This window comes from Streptomyces sp. QH1-20, from assembly GCF_041283565.1.
Classification (GTDB): domain Bacteria; phylum Actinomycetota; class Actinomycetes; order Streptomycetales; family Streptomycetaceae; genus Streptomyces; species Streptomyces syringius.
Genome location: NZ_CP166299.1, coordinates 2,863,639 through 2,885,762 on the forward strand (window position 1 = coordinate 2,863,639; position 22,124 = coordinate 2,885,762).

12 protein-coding genes are annotated in these 22,124 nt (G+C 72.6%); 8 read left to right on the forward strand and 4 right to left on the reverse strand.

The features are described from left to right. Positions 1-39 precede the first annotated feature (39 nt). The gene (locus AB8O64_RS12870; RefSeq protein ID WP_370419298.1) at positions 40-678 is read right to left on the reverse strand and encodes a DsbA family protein; all 639 of its coding nucleotides are present in this window, start codon (positions 676-678) and stop codon (positions 40-42) included. Positions 679-791: 113 nt separating this feature from the next. On the opposite strand from AB8O64_RS12870, the gene pepN (AB8O64_RS12875) reads away from it, so the two are divergent. Then, entirely contained in the window at positions 792-3,386 is a 2,595-nt protein-coding gene (gene pepN, locus AB8O64_RS12875) for an aminopeptidase N (protein ID WP_370419299.1), read from the forward strand. 136 nt (positions 3,387-3,522) lie between these two features. Then, positions 3,523-4,569 carry a hypothetical protein gene (locus AB8O64_RS12880; protein WP_370419300.1) on the forward strand — a complete coding sequence of 349 codons (1,047 nt, stop codon included), beginning with the start codon at positions 3,523-3,525 and terminating at the stop codon, positions 4,567-4,569. 12 nt (positions 4,570-4,581) lie between these two features. Here AB8O64_RS12880 and AB8O64_RS12885 read toward each other — a convergent pair whose 3' ends face one another. After that, on the reverse strand, positions 4,582-6,318 hold the full coding sequence (locus AB8O64_RS12885; protein WP_370419301.1) for a TIGR03767 family metallophosphoesterase: 1,737 nt from the start codon (positions 6,316-6,318) through the stop codon (positions 4,582-4,584). Between the two features lie 506 nt (positions 6,319-6,824). On the opposite strand from AB8O64_RS12885, the gene AB8O64_RS12890 reads away from it, so the two are divergent. From AB8O64_RS12890 to pepN (AB8O64_RS12900), 3 genes are all read left to right on the forward strand, one after another. Further along, on the forward strand, positions 6,825-10,127 hold the full coding sequence (locus AB8O64_RS12890) for a S8 family serine peptidase (protein ID WP_370419302.1): 3,303 nt from the start codon (positions 6,825-6,827) through the stop codon (positions 10,125-10,127). A 198-nt stretch (positions 10,128-10,325) separates the two neighbouring features. Continuing rightward, positions 10,326-11,354: an aspartate-semialdehyde dehydrogenase gene (locus tag AB8O64_RS12895; RefSeq protein WP_370419303.1), complete on the forward strand. Its 1,029-nt coding sequence runs from the start codon at positions 10,326-10,328 to the stop codon at positions 11,352-11,354. A gap of 235 nt (positions 11,355-11,589) precedes the next feature. After that, positions 11,590-14,157, forward strand: a complete 2,568-nt coding sequence (pepN, locus tag AB8O64_RS12900; protein ID WP_370419304.1) for an aminopeptidase N — start codon at positions 11,590-11,592, stop codon at positions 14,155-14,157. 84 nt (positions 14,158-14,241) lie between these two features. Here the strand turns inward: pepN (AB8O64_RS12900) and AB8O64_RS12905 are convergent, their stop codons facing one another. Next, positions 14,242-15,330 (reverse strand): mechanosensitive ion channel family protein, encoded by a 1,089-nt coding sequence (locus tag AB8O64_RS12905; RefSeq protein WP_370419305.1) that lies wholly within the window; start codon positions 15,328-15,330, stop codon positions 14,242-14,244. A gap of 258 nt (positions 15,331-15,588) precedes the next feature. On the opposite strand from AB8O64_RS12905, the gene AB8O64_RS12910 reads away from it, so the two are divergent. After that, complete coding sequence (locus AB8O64_RS12910) at positions 15,589-16,125, forward strand: HNH endonuclease (protein WP_184729747.1); 537 nt, start codon at positions 15,589-15,591, stop codon at positions 16,123-16,125. Between the two features lie 81 nt (positions 16,126-16,206). On the opposite strand, the gene AB8O64_RS12915 is transcribed toward AB8O64_RS12910, so the two are convergent. Next, positions 16,207-19,389 carry a beta-N-acetylglucosaminidase domain-containing protein gene (locus tag AB8O64_RS12915; protein WP_370419306.1) on the reverse strand — a complete coding sequence of 1,061 codons (3,183 nt, stop codon included), beginning with the start codon at positions 19,387-19,389 and terminating at the stop codon, positions 16,207-16,209. A 263-nt stretch (positions 19,390-19,652) separates the two neighbouring features. On the opposite strand from AB8O64_RS12915, the gene AB8O64_RS12920 reads away from it, so the two are divergent. Together AB8O64_RS12920 and malQ are read left to right on the forward strand one after the other, a co-directional pair. Then, positions 19,653-19,937, forward strand: a complete 285-nt coding sequence (locus AB8O64_RS12920) for a hypothetical protein (RefSeq protein WP_356453036.1) — start codon at positions 19,653-19,655, stop codon at positions 19,935-19,937. Beyond that, complete coding sequence (gene malQ / locus AB8O64_RS12925; protein WP_370419307.1) at positions 19,938-22,121, forward strand: 4-alpha-glucanotransferase; 2,184 nt, start codon at positions 19,938-19,940, stop codon at positions 22,119-22,121. It abuts the gene before it with no gap. The last annotated feature ends 3 nt before the right edge of the window (positions 22,122-22,124 follow it).

The following is a 22,124-nucleotide window of genomic DNA, read 5'->3' on the forward strand; positions in this document are numbered from 1 at the left end:
TCATCATGACCCCCATCATGCCGTGCGGGGCCATGGGCCTCAGTCGAAGAGCGGCCCCTGCGTCCGGGTGCGCTTCAGCTCGTAGAAGCCCGGGGTCGAGGCGACCAGCAGCGTGCCGTCCCAGAGTCTGGCCGCCGCCTCGCCCTTGGGGGCGGGGGTGACGACCGGGCCGAAGAAGGCCACCTGGCCGCCGTCCGCACCGGGGACGGCGATGACCGGGGTGCCGACCTCCTGCCCGACCTTCTCGATGCCCTCCTTGTGCGAGACCCGCAGATCGGCGTCGAGGGCGTCGGAGTCGGCCGCGTCCGCCAGCCGGGCCGGCAGGCCCGCCTCGGCCAGGGCGGCCACGATCGTCTCGCGGTCGCGCGGCAGGTCCTGGTTGTGGAAGCGGGTGCCGAGCGCGGTGTAGAGGCGGCCGAGCACCTCGTCGCCGTACTCCTTCGCCGCCGCGATCAGGACCCGCACCGGGCCCCAGGCGCCCGTGCGCAGATACTCGCGGAACTCCTCGGGCACCTGGTCGAGCTTGTCCTCGTTCAGCACCGCGAGGCTCATGACGTGCCAGCGCACCTCGACCGGGCGGACCTTCTCCACCTCGAGCATCCAGCGCGAGGTCATCCACGCCCAGGGGCAGATCGGGTCGAACCAGAAGTCGACGGGGGTCTTCTCCGAAACGGTCACGCGGGTCTCCTCATCCGGGCAGGTCAGTAGCTGAATCAACAACCAACCCGCGTGCCATGATTCCTGGTGTTCGACATTCGACATACGTGACATTCACCCGAGGGAGTCCCGTCGTGCCCGGTGAGAACCTGACCCGTGAGGAGGCCCGCGAGCGGGCCGCACTGCTGACCGTGGACGGCTACGAGGTGGCGCTCGACCTGCGGTCCGCGGTGGGCGCGGGCCCGGAGCCCCGCACGTTCCGTTCGGTGACCACCATCCGCTTCCGCTGCGCGGAGCCGGGGGCGAGCACGTTCGCGGACCTGGTGGCGCCGTCGGTGACCTCGGTCACGCTCAACGGCACGGAGCTGGACACCAAGACCGTCTTCGACGGCACCCGCATCGAGCTGGCCTCCCTCGCCGCCGAGAACACGCTGGTCGTGGACGCCCAGTGCGCGTACAGCCGCACCGGTGAGGGCATGCACCGCTTCGTCGACCCCGAGGACGGCGAGGTCTACCTCTACACGCAGTACGAGCCCGCCGACGCCCGCCGCGTCTTCGCGAACTTCGAGCAGCCGGACCTCAAGGCCCCCTTCACCTTCACGGTGACCGCGCCCACCGGCTGGACGGTGCTCGGCAACGGCGAGCAGGACGGCGAGCCCCGCCCGACCGGCGCCGACGGCGCCACCTGGAGCTTCGTGCCGACGAAGCCGATCTCCACCTACATCACGGCCGTCGTCGCCGGCCCGTACCACGTTGTCCGTGACCACTACCGCCGCACGTTCGACGACGGGACCGTCCTCGACATCCCGCTGGGCGCGCTGTGCCGCAAGGGCCTCGCCAAGCACTTCGACGCCGATGACATCTTCACCGTCACCAAGCAGGGCCTGGACTTCTTCCACGAGCACTTCGACTACCCGTACCCCTTCGGGAAGTACGACCAGGCGTTCGTGCCGGAGTACAACATCGGCGCCATGGAGAACCCGGGATGCGTGACCTTCCGGGAGGAGTTCGTCTTCCGCGGCAAGGTGACGCAGGCGGCCTACGAGCGGCGGGCCAACGTCATCCTGCACGAGATGGCGCACATGTGGTTCGGTGACCTGGTCACCATGGAGTGGTGGGACGACCTGTGGCTCAAGGAGTCCTTCGCGGACTTCATGGGCGCCTTCTCGCAGGTGGAGGCGACCCGCTTCGAGAACGCCTGGATCACCTTCGCCAACCAGCGCAAGGCCTGGGCCTACCGCGCCGACCAGCTGCCCTCCACCCACCCCGTCACGGCCGACATCCGTGACCTGGAGGACGCCAAGCTCAACTTCGACGGCATCACCTACGCCAAGGGCGCCTCGGTACTCAAGCAGCTGGTGGCCTACGCGGGCCGGGACGCCTTCCTCGAGGGCGCCCGGCGCTACTTCAAGCGCCACGCGTTCGGCAACACCCGGCTGACGGACCTGCTGCGGGTGCTGGAGGAGACCTCGGGCCGGGACATGACCGCCTGGTCCCGGTCCTGGCTCCAGACGGCCGGGGTCAACTCGCTGACGCCGCACGCGACCTACGACGCCGCCGACCGGATCACCGAGCTCTCGGTCTTCCAGGAGGCCCCCGCCGCGCACCCCGAGCTGCGCCCGCACCGGGTGGCCGTGGGCCTCTACCGCCGGGACGTCGGTGGCGCGCTCGTGCGCTACGCCCGTGCCGAGGTGGACGTCGCCGGTCCGCGCACGGTCGTGACCGAGCTGGCCGGGGCCGAGCGGCCCGAGCTGATCCTCGTCAACGACGACGACCTCACCTACTGCAAGATCCGCTTCGACGAGGTCTCGCTCACCACCCTGCGGGAGCACCTCGGCGACCTCACCGACCCCCTCGCCCGCGCCCTGTGCTGGTCCGCGCTGTGGAACCTCACCCGCGACGGCCTGCTGCCCGCCCGTGAGTACCTGGGGCTGGTGGACCGGTTCGCCGGGGCCGAGAGCGACATCGGCGTGCTCCAGACGCTGCAGGGCTGCGCGCGGACCGCGCTGGTGCACTACGTGGCGCCCGCCTGGCGCGAGGAGGGCGGTCTGCTGCTCGCCCGGGCCGCACTGCGCGAGCTGCGGCGCGCCGAGCCCGGCAGCGGCCACCAGCTGGCGTGGGTGCGGTTCTTCGCGCAGAGCGCGAAGAGCGCGGCCGATCTGCAGCTGCTGCGCGGGCTGCTGGACGGCAACGCGAAGATCGACGGCCTGGAGGTCGACCAGGAGCTGCGCTGGGCGCTCCTGGGCACGCTCGCCGCCCAGGGCGCTGCCGACGAGCAGGCCGTCACCGCCGAGCTGGCCCGCGACAACACCGCCTCCGGCAAGCGGCACCAGGTCCGCTGCCTTGCCTCGCGGCCCTCGGCGGAGGTCAAGGCCGAGGCGTGGGCGGCGGTCGTGGAGTCCGACGCCCTCTCCAACGCCCTGGCCGAGGCCACCATCGCGGGCTTCGACCAGCCGGGGCAGCGGGAGCTGCTGGCGCCCTACGCGGCCCGCTACTTCGAGGTGATCGAGCGGGTGTGGCGGGAGCGGTCCATCGAGATCGCCATGGCCGTGGTGCGCGGGCTGTTCCCGATGCTCCAGGACGACCGGCGGACGCTGGAGGCGACGGACGCCTGGCTCGCGGCGCACGAGGACGCGGCCCCCGCGCTGCGGCGGCTGGTGCTGGAGGCCCGGGACGACCTCGATCGGGCGCTGCGGGCGCAGGACTGCGACGCGGGCGTGCCGAACTGAATCACCATCAGTGATCGCAGTGCGACGGGCCGTAATCGGCATCGAACGCCCGTACTTTAGGGCGAAGTTGTCCTGATTTGCCGACGGGTGTGTAACAGCGGTTAGGAGGTGGGCGGACAGCGGGAATGGCCGGGGCATGAACCCCGACACCCCCCTGTCCCCCCGCCCCCTGCACCACCTCTCCGACGTCCGCCATCGCGTCCTGACGACACGTCAACTGCGCGAGCACGGCGTCCCGGGGGCCACGGTCGCCGAGCGCTGCCGGCCCGGCGGCCCCTGGCAGCAGTTGCTGCCCGGCGTCTTCCTGCTCCGCCCCGGCCCGCCGACGAGCGAGGAGCGGCTGCACGCCGGGCTGCTGTACACCCTGCCGCGCACCCGGCCCGCGACGGACCACCCGCGGCCGGGCGACGCCGACGCCGCGGCGGAGGCCGCCCCGTACGGCGAGGCCATGATCACCGGGCTGGCGGCGCTCGCCCTGCACCGCTTCACCTCTGCTCCCCCGCTGCTCTCCCTCGACCACATCGACGTCCTCGTGCCGCGCACCCGGCGGCTGCGGTCGACGGGCTTCGTGCGGGTGGTGCGGGCCCACACCCTGCCGCGTCCGGTCCGGCTGACCGGGGTGCCGGTCGCCCCGCCCGCCCGCGCGGTCGCCGACGCGGTGGGGAGACTGGCCGAGCCGACGACGGTGCACCGGCTGCTGACCGAGGCGGTGCGCGGCGGGCACTGCGAAGCGGGCGCGGTGGTGCGGGAGTTGACCCGCGCCCGGCTGGTGAACCGGCCCGCCGTGGTGGACGCCGTCGACACCCTGCTCGCCGAGAGCCGGGCGATCGCGGAGAGCAGACTGTACGACCTGGTGCGCGGGCACGGGCTGCCCGAGCCGCTGTGGAACGTGGACCTGCGGCTGCCCGGTGGCCCGCGGCTCGGCGGTGTGGACGCCTACTGGCCGGAGTACGGGGTGGCGCTGGAGATCGACGCGCGGACGCCGCGCCAGGACGACGACGCGCTCTGGGCGGAGCAGGCGGGCAAGCGCGACCGCCTGGAGCGGCTCGGCATCCTGGTCGTGCACATCACGCCGAAGAAGCTGCGCGAGACGCCGGAGCAGCAGGCCGCGGTGGCCCGTACCGCCTTGATGGCGTCGGCCGACCGCGAACCCGCCGCGTACGTCGTCGTCCTGCCGAAGTGAGGCCCGCCTCCGTCAGGGCCTGGCGAGCAGGAGCTCGGTGTTCCGGTCGGTGGGGGAACCGGCGAGGGAACCGTCCGAGCCCGGGGCGTTGAAGGCCAGTTCGCGGTAGAGGGAGGCGAGACCGGTCTGGGAGAGGTCCGCGTAGTCGGTGCGGTAGGGGGCGGCCGATTCGATGAGGGTGGTGAAGAGCGAGACCGTGCCGTCCTTGTTGTCGGTGACCTCGATGACCCGCGCGAGCTGCGGATAGTCCACGTGCGAGGCGGTGGAGACCTCCCAGAAGCTGCCGCGCGGCCGCACCCGGTTGCGGTGGCTGTGGCCGTTGATCCACGCCAGGACGTTGGGGTGGCGCTGGAGGAGGGCGATCAGCTCGTTGCCGTCGTGCCGCTTCTCGCCCGGGCGGGCGGGGTCGGGCGTGAGGTTGTTCATGCTCCAGCTCGGGTGGTGGCTGAAGATCAGCGCGTACTCGTCCCGGTGGGCCTTCAGCGTCCGCTCCAGCCACTGGAGTTGGGCGGTGCCCAGCGAGCCCTGGTAGTGGCCGCCGGGGTCCGTGGAGTCGAGGCTGATGCCGACGACCCGGTCGGAGACCCGGAAGGAGTAGTAGAGCTCGCCGGAGTCGAGGTTGGCGCGCGTGTAACCGTGGCCGAGCGGTCCGCGCCCCTTGTGGGCGGGGTCGAGGTGGGCGGCGATGTACTCGCGGGCGGTCAGCGGCACCCGGCGCGGGTCGGCGGTGACCGTGCGCAGGTTCTTCTTGTGCTCGCGCAGCAGCGCCCTGATGCGCTCGCCCTTGGGGTCGACGCCGGCGACCTCGCCCTCCATGAGCCACTTGGCCTCGGCGGCGGAGATGGTCTGGAGCTTCTTGTTCCCCACGCAGACCTCTTCGATGAAGCTGCCCTTGGCCGGGTAGCAGCCGCCGGAGAGGAGGTCGTGGTTGCCGAAGGTCGAGTACCAGGGGATCCGCAGGCCAGGGCTGTCGACGCGGCGGGTGGCGGCGCGGAGGTAGCCGGGGATGCGGGGGTAGCCGAGCTTCTTGTCGTCGTCGTTCAGGGCGCTGTCGGGGTGCCAGTACAGCTTGAGGCCGCTGTCCTGGACGCCCTCGTAGCGGCGGGGGTCGCCGGTCTGGGGGTTCAGCCGGCCGCCGCTGAGGGCGGTCAGGAACCACTCCGCCTCGATCTTCGCGTTCTCGTCGCCGTTGTCGCCGGTGGTGATGACGAAGCCCAGGGGCGTGCCGGTGGCGGGCCCCCGGCGGAGCTTGTTGACGCGCTCGACCAGGGCGACGGCGCCGGGCAGGGTGAGCGCCTCGTGCGGGCGCCAGGCCCCGGCGTCGCCGGCCCGGAAGAACTCGTAGCGCAGCGGGTGCTGCACATCCGTCAGGTGGAGGTCGGTGAACTGCACGAAGGAGGCCAGGGTGGTCCGGCGGTCCTCGCGCCCCGGCCGGCCCGTGGCGAGCTCGGAGCGGACGACGCGCGGCCAGCCGGGGCCCTCGCCGAGCCGCCGGTAGCCGGTGGTGCCGGCGGGCGCGGCGACCGAGACGAGGGTGGTGCCGGCCCCGGTGGGGGTGCCCGCCGCGACCTCCTCCGTGGCGGCCGGGCTCTTGGTGGCGTCGGCCGTGGGCTGCAGGGCGGCGGCCCGGCCGCTGTCGGGTCCCAGGGCGAGTCCGAGCCCGGTGGCGGTGGCGGTGCCGACGGCGCCCGCCGCAGCGAGGAACGTGCGGCGGTCGAGTCCTGCGGGTCTACGGGATCTGCGAGGCATATGCGGTCTCCCCGGTGCGAACGCGAAGGCGGGACGGGCTGCTGAGCTGCGGTCCTGTGAGTCGGCTCTGTCAGTGAGGATCGTTGGCAGCGCGAGTGACCTGGGCGTGAACGCGGCCGCAACGGCCGCCGCCGATCACCTCACATCGATCTTGGCGATTGCGAACAGACATACAGCACTCGTCCCCTGGCGCGCTGACGCTCACTCAGCGTTCACCCGCGAGGGGAAGTGCCCCGCCGGTCACGGGGCCGGTGCTGTAGTCCGTTTGCCTTACACGTGCTGAGCTGCGAGAACACCCTTGACCGCTTCACGGCCTTCGGCATGCTTCATCCCGTGTGGCGCATGGCGGGTTTACGCCATCCTTACTTTCCCACCCCGACAACTCTCCCCAAACCCCCGTCACTTCCATAAAAGTGAGCGCTCATCCGGCTCCGATTTCCGGACGCTTCCTCCCTGGCCCCGCCAGGTCCTCGTACCTCCTTCTACGTCGTCACCTAGGGATATTCATGACCCCCGATCCCCAGCACGCCCCCGTCGGCGGCGCGAGACGCGCGGCTCGAATAGCCGTCGCGGCCTCCGTCGTGGCCGCGCTCACCGCCGCGGGCGCCGCGCCCGCCTTCGCCGACGACCCCCGCCCCGCCCCGGGGACGGTCAAGTCGTCCTCGGACAAGCTCGGTTCGCACGACGCGAAGCTGCTCGCCGACGCCAAGGCCGACGGCGTCAAGACCGTCACCATGATGATCGCGACGGCCCCCGGCGGGACCGAGCAGATCAAGGACAAGCTCGGCGCCATCAAGGGCGCCTCGGTCGGCGAGTCCCACGACAAGCTCGGCTACGTCCGGGCCACCGTCCCGACCGGCAAGGCCGACGCCGCCATCGACGAGGCGAAGAAGCTCGCCTCCGTGCACGGCATCGACCTCCAGCAGGAGATCGAGCTTCCCGACCCGACGCCGCGCGCCGACACCGTCAAGGGCGAGCGCACCGCGAAGGCCAAGGCGTACCCCGGCCCGGACCGGAAGACCCCGGCCGCCAACCCCTACCAGCCGTCCTTCGAGACCGGTGCCGTCGACTTCGTCGAGGACCACCCCAAGGCCGACGGCCGCGGCGTGACCATCGGCATCCTCGACTCCGGCGTCGACCTCGGCCACCCCGCGCTGCAGAAGACCACCACCGGCGAGCGCAAGATCGTCGACTGGGTCACCGCCACCGACCCGCTCGCGGACGCCGACGGCACCTGGCTGCCGATGACGAACTCCGTCTCCGGGCCGAGCTTCTCCTTCAACGGGCGCAACTACACCGTGCCCGCCGGTTCCTACGACGTCAGCCTCTTCCGGGAGAGCGTGACCGCCGGCGGCGACATGAAGGGCGACCTGAACCGGGACGGCGACACCACCGACTCCTGGGCGGTCCTGTACGACAAGGCCAAGGGCACCGCCCGCGTCGACCTCGACGACAACGGCGACTTCGGCAACGACGCCGAGATGAAGCCGTACAAGGACGGTCACCAGATCGGCTACTTCGGGACCGACAACCCCGACACCCCGATCGCCGAGCGCATCCCCTTCGTCATCCAGATCCGCAAGGACGTCCCGATGACGCCGAAGGGCGGCGACTGGGTCGGCAAGAAGGCCGACTTCGTCAACATCGGTGTCATCGAGTCCGAGCACGGCACCCACGTCGCCGGCATCACCGCCGCCAACGGCCTGTTCGGCGGGAAGATGAACGGCGCGGCCCCGGGCGCGAAGCTCGTCTCCTCGCGCGCCTGCACCTGGTCCGGCGGCTGCACCAACGTGGCGCTCACCGAGGGCATGATCGACCTCGTCGTCAACCGCGGCGTCGACATCGTCAACATGTCGATCGGCGGGCTGCCCGCGCTGAACGACGGCAACAACGCCCGCTCCGAGCTGTACAACCGGCTCATCGACGACTACGGCGTCCAGCTCGTCATCTCGGCGGGCAACAGCGGCCCCGGCACCAACACCATCGGCGACCCCGGCCTGGCCGACAAGGTCATCAGCGTCGGCGCGTCCGTGTCGAAGGAGACCTGGGCCGCCAACTACGGCTCCGAGGTCCAGGCCACGTACGCGATGATGCCGTTCTCCTCGCGTGGCCCGCGTGAGGACGGCGGCTTCACCCCGACGATCTCCGCCCCCGGTGCCTCGGTCAACACGACCCCCACCTGGGAGCCGGGCGCGCCCGTCGCCGAGGCCGGCTACCAGCTCCCGCCCGGCTACGGCATGCTGCAGGGCACCTCGATGGCCTCCCCGCAGGCCGCCGGTGCCTCGGCGCTGCTGATCTCGGCCGCCAAGCAGAAGAAGATGAAGCTCACCCCGGCCGATCTGCGCACGGCGCTCACCAGCACCGCGAAGAAGATCAAGGGCTTCCAGCCGCACGAGCAGGGTGCGGGCCTCATGCAGATCGAGGACGCCTGGGACGCGCTGCGCGCGGGCGCCACCGGCCACGCGTACACGGTCAAGGCCCCGGTCGCCACGGCACTCTCCGGCGCGCTGAAGACCCCGGGCTTCGGCACCGGCGTCTACGACCGCGAGGGCGGCCTCAAGGCGGGCGAGAGCAAGACGTACGACGTCGTCGTGACCCGCACCACCGGCCCCGACCGTGCCCTCTGGCACGAGCTGGGCTGGGAGAACAACGACGGCACGTTCAAGATCGTCGGCGACAACGAGGTCAGGCTGCCGCTGAACAAGCCGGTCACCGTCAAGGTGCGCGCCAAGGCCAAGGCGGCCGGCATCCACAGCGCGATCCTGACCGTCGACGACGGCCGCACCGAGGGCATCGACAAGCAGATCCTGTCGACCGTCGTCGTCGCACAGCCGCTGGCGAAGCCGTCGTACGTGGTCAAGGCCTCCGGCACGGCCGCGCGCAACGCCTCCACCTCGTACTTCGTGACGGTGCCGAAGGGCGCCAAGTCGCTGGAGGTCTCGCTCGGCGGCCTGGCCGCGGGCAGCCAGACCCGGTTCATCGCCATCAGCCCCTACGGCGTCCCGGCCGACCCGACCTCCACGGTCAACTGCTACCCGAACTACCCGAACCCGGCCAACACCTGCCGCCCCGAGCTGCGGACGTACGCCAACCCGATGCCGGGTGTCTGGGAGATCGAGGTCGAGTCCCGCCGCACCTCCCCGCTGGCGGCCAACCCCTACGCGCTGACGGCCTCCGTGCTGGGCGTCGCCTTCGACCCGGCCACGCAGACCGTGCCCGAGGCGAAGATCGGCAACCCCACCTCGGTGTCCTGGAAGGCCACCAACGGCTTCGCCGCGCTCGACGGCAGGCTCAAGGGCGGCCAGCTCGGCTCGTCGAAGATCGACCGGCCGTCGATCAAGAAGGGTGAGAAGCGGACCACCAAGGTCACCCTCGGCGAGGGCGTCTCCCGCTTCGACGCCGCCATCGGCGGCGCCTCGGACCCCAAGGCGGATCTGGACCTGGCCGTCTTCAAGGACGGCAAGCCCGTCGGCGCCTCCACCAGCGGCGGCTCGGACGAGCTGGTCAGCCTGAAGGCGCCCGCCGCGGGCGAGTACACCATCGAGGTCAGCGGCTACGAGGTGCCCGCGGGCAGCTCGGAGTACGACTACCGCGATGTGTACTTCGCCCCCTCGCTGGGCGAGATCAAGGTCGACCCGGCCGCGGTCGTCAAGCTCGACGCGGGTACGTCCGCCCAGGTCACGGCCCAGGTCGTGGTCGCGGGCGCGGCTCCGGAAGGGCGCACCTTCTTCGGTGACGTCCAGCTGGTCAACGCGGCCGGCACGGCCGCGGGCGGCGGCAGCGTGAAGATCGAGAAGGTCGTGTCGTAACCCTCACGGAACGACATACGGGGCGGGCGGCCACACGGGCGCCCGCCCCGTAGCCGTGATCCCGGTCACCGTAGGGCCGGGACCTGCGGCAATGGATTGGACTTTTGGTGCGGGTAGCACCTCATGATGGAACTGTTGAACCAGGTAGGACCGTCTATCGCGACAGACGTCACTGAACGTATGAGGTAGGGAGCGCCCGTGAGGATCGGAATCGTCGGAGCCACCGGTCAGGTCGGCGGAGTCATGCGCAAGATCCTCGACGAGAGGGCCTTCCCCGTCGCCGAGCTGCGCCTGTTCGCCTCGGCCCGTTCCGCCGGGTCCACGCTGCCGTGGCGGGGCACCGAGATCACGGTCGAGGACGCGTCCACGGCCGACTACTCCGGTCTGGACATCGTGCTCTTCTCGGCCGGCGGCGCCACCTCCCGCGCGCTCGCGGAGAAGGTCGCCGCGGCCGGTGCCGTGGTGATCGACAACTCCTCCGCCTGGCGGCTGGACCCCGAGGTGCCGCTGGTCGTCTCCGAGGTCAACCCGCACGCGATCGCGAACCGCCCCAAGGGCATCATCGCCAACCCCAACTGCACCACCATGGCCGCCATGCCGGTGCTGCGTCCGCTGCACGACGAGGCCGGGCTGACCGCCATGGTCGCCACCACCTACCAGGCCGTCTCCGGCTCGGGCGTGGCCGGCGTCGCCGAGCTGCACACCCAGGTCTGCCAGACCGCCGAGGCGGCCGACCAGCTCGCCTTCGACGGCGACGCCGTGGCGTTCCCCGAGCCCGGTGTCTACAAGCGCCCCATCGCCTTCAACGTGCTGCCGCTGGCCGGCTCGATCGTCGACGACGGCAGCTTCGAGACGGACGAGGAGCAGAAGCTCCGCAACGAGTCCCGCAAGATCATGGAGATCCCGGAGCTCAAGGTCTCCGGCACCTGCGTGCGCGTCCCGGTCTTCTCCGGCCACTCGCTGCAGATCAACGCCCGCTTCGAGCGTCCGCTGAGCGTCGAGCGCGCCTTCGAGCTGCTGAAGGACGCGCCGGGCGTCGCGCTGTCCGAGATCCCGACCCCGCTCCAGGCGGCCGGCCAGGACGTCAGCTACGTGGGCCGCATCCGCGTCGACGAGACCGCCGAGAACGGCCTCGCGCTGTTCCTCTCCAACGACAACCTCCGCAAGGGCGCGGCGCTCAACGCCGTCCAGATCGCGGAGCTGGTGGCTGCCGAGCTTCGCGGCTGACGCCTGCAGGCACCCTTATCTCTGCGGACCGTGTCGTCCGCACCACCGCTGCGCGGCGGTGTCCTCAAACGCCGGACGGGCTGCATGTGCAGCCCGTCCGGCGTTTGAGGACGCGCCCGCAGGGCGCTCGCCGCCGCAGGCGGCACGGGTGGCCCGCACCCGGATTAACACGGGCGCCCGCCCCCATCGGCGTGGAAGGATGGGCGGAAAGTCGCGATGTTAAGGAGATGCCCAGGTGCCTGGAACGAATCTGACCCGCGAAGAGGCGCGGCGGCGGGCGAGCCTGCTCACCGTCGACTCGTACGAGATCGACCTCGACCTCTCCGGCGCGCAGGAGGGCGGCACCTACCGGTCGAAGACCACGGTCCGCTTCGACGCGGCCGAGGCGGGCGCGGAGTCGTTCATCGATCTGGTGGCCCCCACTGTGCACGAGGTGGTGCTGAACGGCACCGCGCTCGACGCCGCCGAGGTGTTCGCCGACAGCCGGATCGCGCTGCCGGGCCTGCTCGCCGGGCGCAATGAGCTCACGGTCGTCGCGGACTGCGCGTACACCAACACCGGTGAGGGACTGCACCGGTTCGTCGACCCGGTCGACCAGCAGGCCTATCTGTACACGCAGTTCGAGGTGCCGGACGCGCGCCGCGTGTTCGCCTCCTTCGAGCAGCCGGACCTCAAGGCCACCTTCCAGTTCACGGTGAAGGCGCCCGAGGGCTGGACGGTCATCTCGAACTCGCCGACCCCCGAGCCCGCGGGTGACGTCTGGCGCTTCGAGCCGACGCCGCGGATCTCCAGCTACATCACCGCGCTGATCGTCGGCCCGTACCACAGCGTGCACAGCTCCTACGAGAAGGACGGGCGCAGCGTCCCGCTCGGCATCTACTGCCGTCCCTCGCTGGCCGAGTTCCTCGACGCGGACGCCATCTTCGAGGTCACGCGGCAGGGCTTCGAGTGGTTCGAGGAGAAGTTCGACTACGCCTACCCCTTCGCCAAGTACGACCAGCTCTTCGTGCCGGAGTTCAACGCGGGCGCGATGGAGAACGCGGGCGCGGTCACCATCCGCGACCAGTACGTCTTCCGCTCGAAGGTGACGGACGCGGCGTACGAGGTGCGGGCGGAGACGATCCTGCACGAGCTCGCCCACATGTGGTTCGGCGACCTGGTCACCATGGAGTGGTGGAACGACCTGTGGCTGAACGAGTCGTTCGCCACGTACACCTCCATCGCCTGCCAGGCGTACGCGCCGGGCTCGAAGTGGCCGCACTCGTGGACCACGTTCGCGAACTCGATGAAGACCTGGGCGTACCGGCAGGACCAGCTGCCGTCCACCCACCCGATCATGGCGGACATCCGCGACCTGGACGACGTCCTGGTCAACTTCGACGGCATCACCTACGCCAAGGGCGCCTCCGTGCTCAAGCAGCTGGTGGCGTACGTCGGGCAGGACGAGTTCTTCCGGGGCGTGCAGGCGTACTTCAAGGCGCACGCCTTCGGCAACACCCGGCTGTCCGATCTGCTGGGCGCGCTGGAGGAGACCTCCGGGCGTGACCTCAAGACCTGGTCGAAGGCATGGCTGGAGACGGCCGGGATCAACATCCTGCGCCCCGAGATCACCACGGACGCCGACGGCGTCATCACCTCCTTCGCCGTCAAGCAGGAGGCCCCGGCGCTGCCCGCCGGCGCCAAGGGCGAGCCGACGCTGCGCCCGCACCGCATCGCCATCGGCCTGTACGAGCACGAGGACGGCAAGCTGGTCCGCAAGGACCGCATCGAGCTGGACGTCGACGGCGAGCTGACGCCCGTCGAGGCGCTGGTGGGCCGGGCCCGCCCGGCCGTCGTGCTGCTCAACGACGACGACCTGAGCTACGCGAAGGTGCGGCTGGACGCCGAGTCGCTGGCGACCGTCACCGCGCACCTGGGCGACTTCACCGAGTCCCTGCCGCGCGCCCTGTGCTGGGCCTCCGCGTGGGACATGACGCGCGACGGCGAGCTGGCCACCCGCGACTACCTCTCGCTGGTGCTGTCCGGCGTCACCAAGGAGTCGGACATCGGCGTGGTGCAGTCGCTGCAGCGCCAGGCGAAGCTCGCCCTGGACCTGTACGCGGCTCCCGACTGGCGCGAGACCGGTCTGGCGCGGTGGACCGAGGCGACGCTCGAGCAGCTGCGCGCCGCCGAGGGCGGCAGCGACCACCAGCTGGCGTGGGCCCGCGCCTTCGCCGACACGGCCCGCACCGGTGACCAGCTCGACCTGCTCCAGGGACTGCTGGACGGCACGGAAGAGATCGAGGGCCTCGCCGTCGACACCGAGCTGCGCTGGGCGCTGCTGGAGCGGCTCGCCGCCACCGGCCGCGCCGACGAGAAGGCCATCGCGGCGGAGCTGGAGCGCGACAGGACCTCGGCGGGCGAGCGGCACGCCGCCTCCGCGCGCGCCGCGCGTCCCACGGCCGAGGCGAAGGCCGAGGCGTGGGCCGCTGTCGTGGAGTCCGACCAGCTGCCCAACGCGGTGCAGGAAGCGGTCATCGGCGGCTTCGTCCAGACCGACCAGCGCGAGCTGCTCGCCCCCTACAGCGAGAAGTACTTCGCGGTCGTCAAGGACATCTGGGAGAGCCGCAGCCACGAGATCGCGCAGCAGATCGCGGTCGGCCTCTACCCGGCCCTGCTGGTGTCGCAGGACACGCTGGACGCCACGGACGCGTGGCTGGCCTCGGCCGGACCGAACGCGGCCCTGCGCCGGCTGGTCACCGAGTCCCGCGCGGGCGTCGAGCGCGCGCTGAAGGCCCAGGCGGCGGACGCCGCGGCGGCCTGACGCCCGTAGGCGACGGAAAACGGGGGCGCCCCGGGCCACTGCGGCCCGGGGCGCCCCCGGCGTATGTCCTGTGTCGCGGCGGGCCTACTTGCCCAGCGAGGCCCCCGCACCCGGCGTGAGCGGGGCCGGTATCGGGGCGGTGGCCAGGGACTGCGGGGACGTGGGGTTGGCCAGCACCGACGGGGCCGCCACGGCCGCGCTCGGGTCGGCCGCGGCCTCGTCCTCCGCCTCCCAGGGCGCGGCGCCGACGATGCGGATGCCCGCCTCGTCCAGGGCCTGCTTGATGCGCCAGCGCAGCTCCCGCTCGACACCGAGCGCCTTGCCCGGCATGGTCTTGGCCGAGACGCGGACGACCATGGAGTTCAGATAGACGGCGTCCAGGCCGAGGACCTCGACCGGCTCCCAGAGCCGCTCGTTCCACGGCTCGGCCTTCGCCATCTCCTCACCGGCCGCGATGACGACCGAGCGGACCTTCTCCAGGTCCTCGGTGGCCCGGACCTGGACGTCGACGCCCGCGGTGGCCCAGCCCTGGCTGAGGTTGCCGATGCGCTTGACCTCGCCGTTGCGGACGTACCAGATCTCGCCGTTCGCCCCGCGCAGCTTGGTGACGCGCAGGCCGACCTCGATGACGGTGCCGGTGGCGACACCGGCGTCCACCTCGTCGCCGACGCCGTACTGGTCCTCCAGGATCATGAAGACGCCGGAGAGGAAGTCGGTGACGAGATTGCGGGCGCCGAAACCGATGGCCACACCCGCCACACCGGCGCTGGCCAGCAGCGGGGCCAGATTGATCTGCAGCACGGACAGCACCGTCAGGGCCGCCGTTCCCATGATCAGGAACGAGGCGACGCTGCGCAGCACCGAGCCGATGGCCTCCGAGCGCTGCCGGCGGCGTTCGGCGTTGACCAGGAGGCTGCCGAGCGCCGTGCCGTCGACGGCCTCGGCGCTGCGGTTCATGCGCGCTATCAGTTTGGTGATCGCCCGGCGGATCAGATGCCTCATGGCCACGGCGATCACGATGATCAGGATCATGCGCAGGCCATTGCTGAGCCAGATGGACCAGTTCTCCTCGACCCAGCCGGCGGCGTCGTTCGCCGTCCTCTGCGCCTCGTCCAGGGACGAGGGCGGCGGGGTGGTCGGTGAGTCTGCGCCCAGAGCAGCGGACCAGAACACAGCAGGAACCCTTCGTGTGGGACACGCCCGCGCCGAGAAGCGGAACGGGCGGACTCACCACACTAACGGGGCAGACGTCGCGTTCCGTTGCTGTGTTCGAGATGGAACAGGTCTTGGGCGGGGGATGAACGCGGTGTGCTCGAAAACACCTGTGGCCCGTTACCCGGTGGTGGTGGCGCTCCGAGCGGGGGTCAGGGGACACTTGCAGGAGATCGTCCCGGCGCGAGCCACGCGCCGCCGGCGTACAAGGAGGCACCCGTGCCGCATGTCCTGGTCCTCAATGCGTCGTACGAGCCGCTCGGCGTCGTACCGCTCCGCCGCGCGCTCATACTCGTCCTCAATGAGAAGGCCATCAGCCTCGAGGACTCCGGCGCCTTTATGCACAGCGCGACCTGCACCATCCCCGCACCCAGCGTCGTCCGGCTGAAGCGCTTCGTGCGGGTGCCCTTTCGGGGGCCCGTTCCGCTCACCCGCCGTGCCCTGTTCGCCCGTGACGGCGGCCGATGCGCGTACTGCGGTGGCGTCGCAACCAGCGTCGATCACGTCGTTCCGCGCAGCCGCGGCGGCCAGCACGCCTGGGAGAACGTGGTGGCGGCGTGCCGCCGCTGCAATCACGTCAAGGCCGACCGGCACGTCGGGGAGCTGGGCTGGCGGCTGCGGCACCAACCGGCCCCGCCGTCGGGGCTGGCCTGGCGCATCATCGGTACCGGTCACAGGGATCCACGCTGGCTGCCTTACCTGGAGGCATACGGCGCCCAGGACGCGATGGCCCGGATCGACGGCATTTCCGCCTGAGTCGACCGGGCCATTGTCGTCCAGGCGTACAGCGTCCCCGGGGGCTCGCTTCCAGGGCGCGTGCGCGGCGGTGGCCCGGTCTCAGCGCCTGCCCTCCGGCTTGGACTCCTGCTTGGACTCCGCTCCCGGCCGTTCCTGTACGGCGTACGCCTCGACCTCCCACAGGGAGTAGCCGAACCGGGTGGCCCGCTTCTCGCCCTGCACCCGGACGAAGCGCGCGCCCGGCGCGTCCATGCGGACGCTCTCCACCCCGCCCTTGCCGTCGGCCACCACCGCCGCGTCCCGCCAGGTGCGCCCGTCGGGCGAGACCTGTACCCGGAAGCGGGCGGGGTGCGCCTCCTGCCAGTGCAGGACCAGCCGGCCGAGACGGACCGGACGGGCCAGCTCCAGCTGCCACCAGGCGTCGTCGGAGGCCGGCGAGGACCAGCGGGTCCCCGGCTCGCCGTCGACGGCCGCCGAGGCCGGGAAACGGCCCGTCTCCTGGCCCGAGGCGCTCGCCCGGGCGCCGCGCGCCAGATTCGGACCGCCGGTCGGCGGATAGGCCCGGACGGTCAGGGTCCGCTCCTGGTCGCCGAGGCGGACGGGCACGGTGAAGGTGCGCGCGGCGGACCCGGTGGGCACCGAGACCTCGATCCGGGTCGTGGTGACCCCGCCGCGCGGCGAGGTGATCTCCGCCGGTGCCCGGACGGAGACCCCGGGGGGTGCGATGACGGTGAGCTTCTCGCGGACCGTCCCCGGCCGCCGAGTGATCATCCGGGCGTCGACGACGGCCGGGCGGCCGCCGATCTCGGCGTCGGCGTCCCGGCGGGTGAGCTCGAAGTCGGCCGAGGGGTCGTCGGCGAACCACGGGGTGACCTCGTGGACGGCCGGCGCCGTGCTGCCCGCGGCCCAGACCAGGCGCAGCGCGTCGGCCCGTACGCCCTTGCCGGGTGCCTGCGTCCAGCCGCCGTCGGAGACGGTACCGAGCGGCTGCCAGCCGCGGTCGGGGTCGTGTGCCTCGACGGTGCCGCGCACGCCGGGGGCGGGGGCGGTGAGCACGGTGACGGCGGTCAGCGGGCGGGGGCGCGGCAGCCGCACGGTGAGGGTCTCGCCGGGGGCGGACGGGGTGCTCGTCGTCGGGTCGCCGTCGGTGGCCGGGCCGGTGGTGCGCAGCGGCCGGTCGATGCCGGTCCAGCCGTTGGCCCGGGCCAGGGCCTGCTCCAGGAACGGGGACAGGACGCCCTTGCCGACCGTGACCCGGCTGTCCTCGATCCGCTCGCGCAGCCGCTGCACCTCCAGCTGGGCCCGCCAGGCCGTCGTGCCGTCGCCGCGCGCGTGGGCGGTGAGCATCTCCACGGCCTTCTCGCCGGCCTCGCCGTGCCGCGCCAGCTGCTCGAGCCAGGGCCGCACCTCGGCGTCGAGGCCGCCGAGGGAGCCCGAGAGCCGCTGCCGGGCGTCGCGCATGGCGCGGAAGGCGGTGCGCAGCCGGTCCGCGGCCTCCGTCAGCCGCCCGGTGTCCGTGGTGGCCAGGGCCGCCCAGAAGGCGTCCAGCAGGGGGCGCAGATACGTGGACTCCTCGCCGCCCAGGACGGACGAGCGGTCGTTGCCGGCGAGCGCGGTGAGGGCCTCGCGGGTGGCGGGGTCGTGGCCGGCGAGGTCGTCGACGGCCGCGCGCCAGGACTCCTCGGGGCGGTACTGGCGCGGGTTCCACGCGTAGTCGGCGGTGGTGAACAGCGGGATGCGGGAGGCGACCGGCTGGGCGGAGGCGTTGGCGAGCAGGGCGGCGGAGCCGACCGCGACGGCCGGCTCACGTCCGGTGTAGGGGCCGAGGAAGATACGGTCCTGCGCGTAGTCGTTGACCGGGTAGTTGTCCATCGTGACCAGCGGGTGGCCGAAGGCCGCCCGGGCGTCGGCCAGTTCACCGCCGGTGATGGTCTTGGGGACCACGCCGACGCCGGTCCACGCCACCTCCACGCGCGGGTCGAGGGCGTCGGCGAGCGCGCGGCGGAAGGCCGTCCGCCCGTCCTGGTAGTACTCGGTGGGCAGCAGCGACAGGGGGGCCGCCTCGGGGCCCTTGGCCGCCAGGTGCCGGGCGAGGGCGCCCGCGACCCTGGCCTGCGCGGCGGCCGCCGCCTTGGGCCCGGAGCCGAAGGCGTCGGCGTCCGCGTCGCAGTGCCACTCGCTGTAGCTCACGTCCTGGAACTGGAGCTGGAAGGCGCGCACGCCCAGCGCCCACATCGCGTCGACCTTGCGGCCGAGCGCCCGCAGGTCGGCGGCGGAGGAGAAGCACATCGCCTGGCCCGGCGAGATCGCCCAGCCCAGCGTCACGTGGTTGCGGCGGGCCCGCTCGGCCAGGGCCCGGAACTCGGCGCGCTGGTCGGCGGGGTAGGCGTCGCGCCAGCGGGCCTGGCGGTAGGGGTCGTCGCCGGGGGCGTAGAGATAGCGGTTCTGCTTGGTGCGGCCCATGAAGTCGAGCTGGTCCAGGCGCTGCTGCCGCGACCAGGGGCGGCCGTAGAAGCCCTCGGTCAGTCCGCGCACGGCCGTGCCCGGCCAGTCGCGCACCACCACGCCGGCGAAGGCCTTGCCGCCGTCGCGCTCCACCGCCAGCTGGCGCAGCGTCTGCGCCGCGTGGAACAGCCCGTCGGGGCCCAGCCCCGCGAGGGCGACCGTCGGCCGCCCGTCCACCTGCCCGGTCGCGAGGCGGTAGCCGCCGGTCGGCAGATCGTCGACGGCGGGGGCGCCGAGGGCCCGCAGGGCGTCCTCGGCCGGCTGCCCGCCCGCGTAGACGATCAGCCCGCGCGGCGGCGGGGTGCCGCCGGCGCCGGCGTCCACGACGGTACGGGCGCCGAGGCCGCGCAGCGTCTCGCGGAGCACGTCGAGGGCGTAGGGGTCGGCGCCGGCGTCGGCCATGACGGTGACCTCGTCACCGATCCGGGCGTACGGGCCCTGCGCGCTCAGCGACTGGGGGCGCGGCCAGACGGCGGGCACGGCGTCGGCGCTCTCCCGGTCGGCGGGGCCCGCGGTGGTGGTGGCACCGCCGGTGCGCGGGTCGGCGACGGCGGGGGCGCCGCCGAGCAGTCCGCCGAGGAGGGCCGCGGCCAGCACGGTGGCTCCGGCCTTGCGGGGGCGGGCGACAAAGGGTTCACCCAGGCGGCCGAGACGGCCGGTGCCGACGGCACGGAGGGAGCGCCCCTTTTGTCGCTGCTCGTGTCGCTCTGCCGGTCGCTCCGCCTGTCGCTCTCCGCCGTGGCTGTCGTACGAGGGTTCGTTACCCGGGAACCGCACGGCTTTCTCCTCGCCCCAAGGTGCACGCTCGTGGGCAGTGAGCCCATCACCAGGCGCGATGCGTGTCAACGCACGTGACCGAAGTGCCGGTATTGCCCGGCGAGTCGATGAGCGAACGGAAAACGAAGCCCATGAAAGCACCGCTAAATCGACATGGAGGAACGTAATGTGACCCGGGACACGTTCCTTGGTCCGGTACGTCTGCGACCGCCCCGAGTGGGTAGTGCAGACGTGACCCACTGCCGTCACCCCGGGAGGCCCCTGTGGCCGCGTCCGCCCAGCTCCTGCTGTCCGCCCTGTCCAAACCGGTGCCGTCCCCGTGTGCGTGCGCGCACGACGACGTCTACCTCCCGGAGTTCGACGGCCCGCTCCCGGCCGGCTCCGGTTCCGGGGCCCCCGCCGAGCCGCCGCTGACGAGCGAGCCGCCACTCGCCGACGCCACCCCGCTGACCAGCGAGCCCCCGCTGGCCACCGAACTGCCGCTCACCAGCGAACCCACGGCCACGGTCCACGGACCGGTCTTCGGCACGGAGTCCTCGGAGGTCTGAATGGGCCGAGCGCGGCTCGCCGAACTGCACGGTGTCGCCACTTCCTACGAGCCCGCGCCCGGCCAGGGTTTCCAGGTGCCCGAGGACACCGTCGTCGCGGTCCTCGCCGCGCTGGGCGTCGACGCGTCCACCCCCCGTGCCGTCCGGGACGCCCTGGACGCCCACGCCGCCACCGAGCGCCGCCGGCTGCTGCCCGGGACGGTGGTCCTGCGGGCGGCGGCGGACGGGACGCCGCGCGCCCACGGCCCGGCGCTGCCCACGCTGCCGGACGGCACGGCCCTGCGGGTCGACACCGAGGACGGGCAGCAGCTCGCCTGGGACGGGACGCCCCTGTTCGGCGGGGCCGGCCTCGCCGAGGCCCTGCCGCTCGGCAGCCACCTCCTGCGCGCCCACGCCCCCGACGGCCGCAGTGCCTGCGTTCCGCTGATCGTCGCCCCCGAGCGGCTGCCCGCCCCGCCCGAGCGTTCCCACGGCTTCCTCGTGCAGCTCTACTCGCTGCTGTCCGCCCGCTCCTGGGGCATGGGCGACCTCGGTGACCTCGCCGAGCTCGCCGCCTGGTCGGGCCGCGCCTTCGGCTCGGACTTCGTGCAGGTCAACCCACTGCACGCGGCCGTGCCCGGCGCGCCCACCGACCCCTCGCCGTACCGCCCCTCCTCCCGCCGCTTCCCCGACCCGGTCTATCTGCGGGTCGAGGACATCGCCGAGTTCGCCTATCTCGACCCTCCGGCGCGCGAGCGCGCCGACCTGCTCCTCGGCCGGGCCGCCGCGCTGCGCGAGGGCGTCCTGCGGCGCGATGCCCTGATCGACCGGGACGCGGTCTGGGCGGCCAAGCGCCAGGCGCTGGAGCTGGTGCGGGCGGTGCCGCTGAGTCCCGGCCGCCGCGCCGCGTACTGCGACTTCCTCGCCGAGCAGGGCCAGGCCCTCGACGACCACTCCACGTGGTGCGCGCTCGCCGAGGTGCACGGCTCCGACTGGCGTACCTGGCCCGGCGCCCTGAAGGACCCCCGCTCGGCCCGTACGGCCCGGACCCGCGGTGAGCTGCTCGACCGCGTCGACTTCCACTGCTGGCTCGCCTGGCTCACCGACCAGCAGCTGGCCGCCGCCCAGCGGGCCGCGCGCGAGGCGGGCATGCGCGTCGGCCTCGTCCACGACCTGGCCGTCGGGGTGCACCCCTCGGGCGCGGACGCCTGGGCGCAGCAGCACGCCTTCGCCGCCGGCATGTCGGTCGGCGCTCCCCCGGACGCGTTCAGCCCGCACGGCCAGGACTGGGGGCTGCCGCCCTGGCGCCCCGACGCCCTGGCGGCCACGGGGTACGCCCCGTACCGCGATCTGCTGCGCGCGCTGATGCGCCACGCGGGCGCGCTGCGCATCGACCATGTGATGGGGCTGTTCCGGCTCTGGTGGGTGCCGGAGGGGTGCGAGCCGACGCGGGGGACGTACGTGCGCTACGACGCGGAGGCGATGCTCGGCGTCCTCGCGCTGGAGGCCGACCGCGCGGGGGCGACCGTCATAGGCGAGGACCTGGGGACGGTCGAGCCGGGTGTGCGGGAGGCGCTGGCCGAGCGGGGGGTGCTGGGGACGTCGGTGCTGTGGTTCGAGCGGGACTACGAGGGCCCGGGCGGCCGCGCGGAGCCGCTGGAGCCCGAGCGCTGGCGCACCGACTGCCTGGCCACGGCCACCACCCACGACCTGCCGAGCACGGCCGCCCGCCTCACCGGCGACCATGTGGAGCTGCGCCACCGGCTCGGCCTGCTGACCCGTCCGCTCGGCGTGGAGCAGCGCGAGGACGCGACGGCGGTCGCGGAGTGGATGGCGCTCTTCGGCCGTCTGGGCCTGCTCCCCGAGGGCCCGGGCGACGAGGTGGCTGCGGTCAAGGCCGTCCACCGGTTCCTGCTGCGCACCCCCGCCCGGATGATCGGCGTCTGGCTCCCGGACACGGTCGGCGACCGGCGTCCGCAGAATCTGCCGGGCACCTGGGACCAGTACCCGAACTGGCGGCTCCCCATCGCCGACGCCACGGGCCGCCCGCTCTCCCTGGAGGACCTGGCTGCCTCCCCGCGGCTGCACGCCCTGATGGACGAGCTGCGGACCGCGCCGACGGGCGCCACCTGGGGAAAGACCTGGGGCGGGACGTGGGGGGAATGGCCCGCGACGGGCCCCGGCGGCCCGGTCGGCCACCCATAGGCG

What these genes read in the sequence shown, in the direction of transcription:
- AB8O64_RS12885 (WP_370419301.1), bottom strand. Translation starts at nt 6,318, where the DNA reads ATGCCTCGCAGATCCCGTAGACCCGCAGGACTCGACCGCCGCACGTTC.
- AB8O64_RS12890 (WP_370419302.1), top strand. Translation starts at nt 6,825, where the DNA reads ATGACCCCCGATCCCCAGCACGCCCCCGTCGGCGGCGCGAGACGCGCG.
- AB8O64_RS12880 (WP_370419300.1), top strand. Translation starts at nt 3,523, where the DNA reads ATGAACCCCGACACCCCCCTGTCCCCCCGCCCCCTGCACCACCTCTCC.
- malQ (WP_370419307.1), top strand. Translation starts at nt 19,938, where the DNA reads ATGGGCCGAGCGCGGCTCGCCGAACTGCACGGTGTCGCCACTTCCTAC.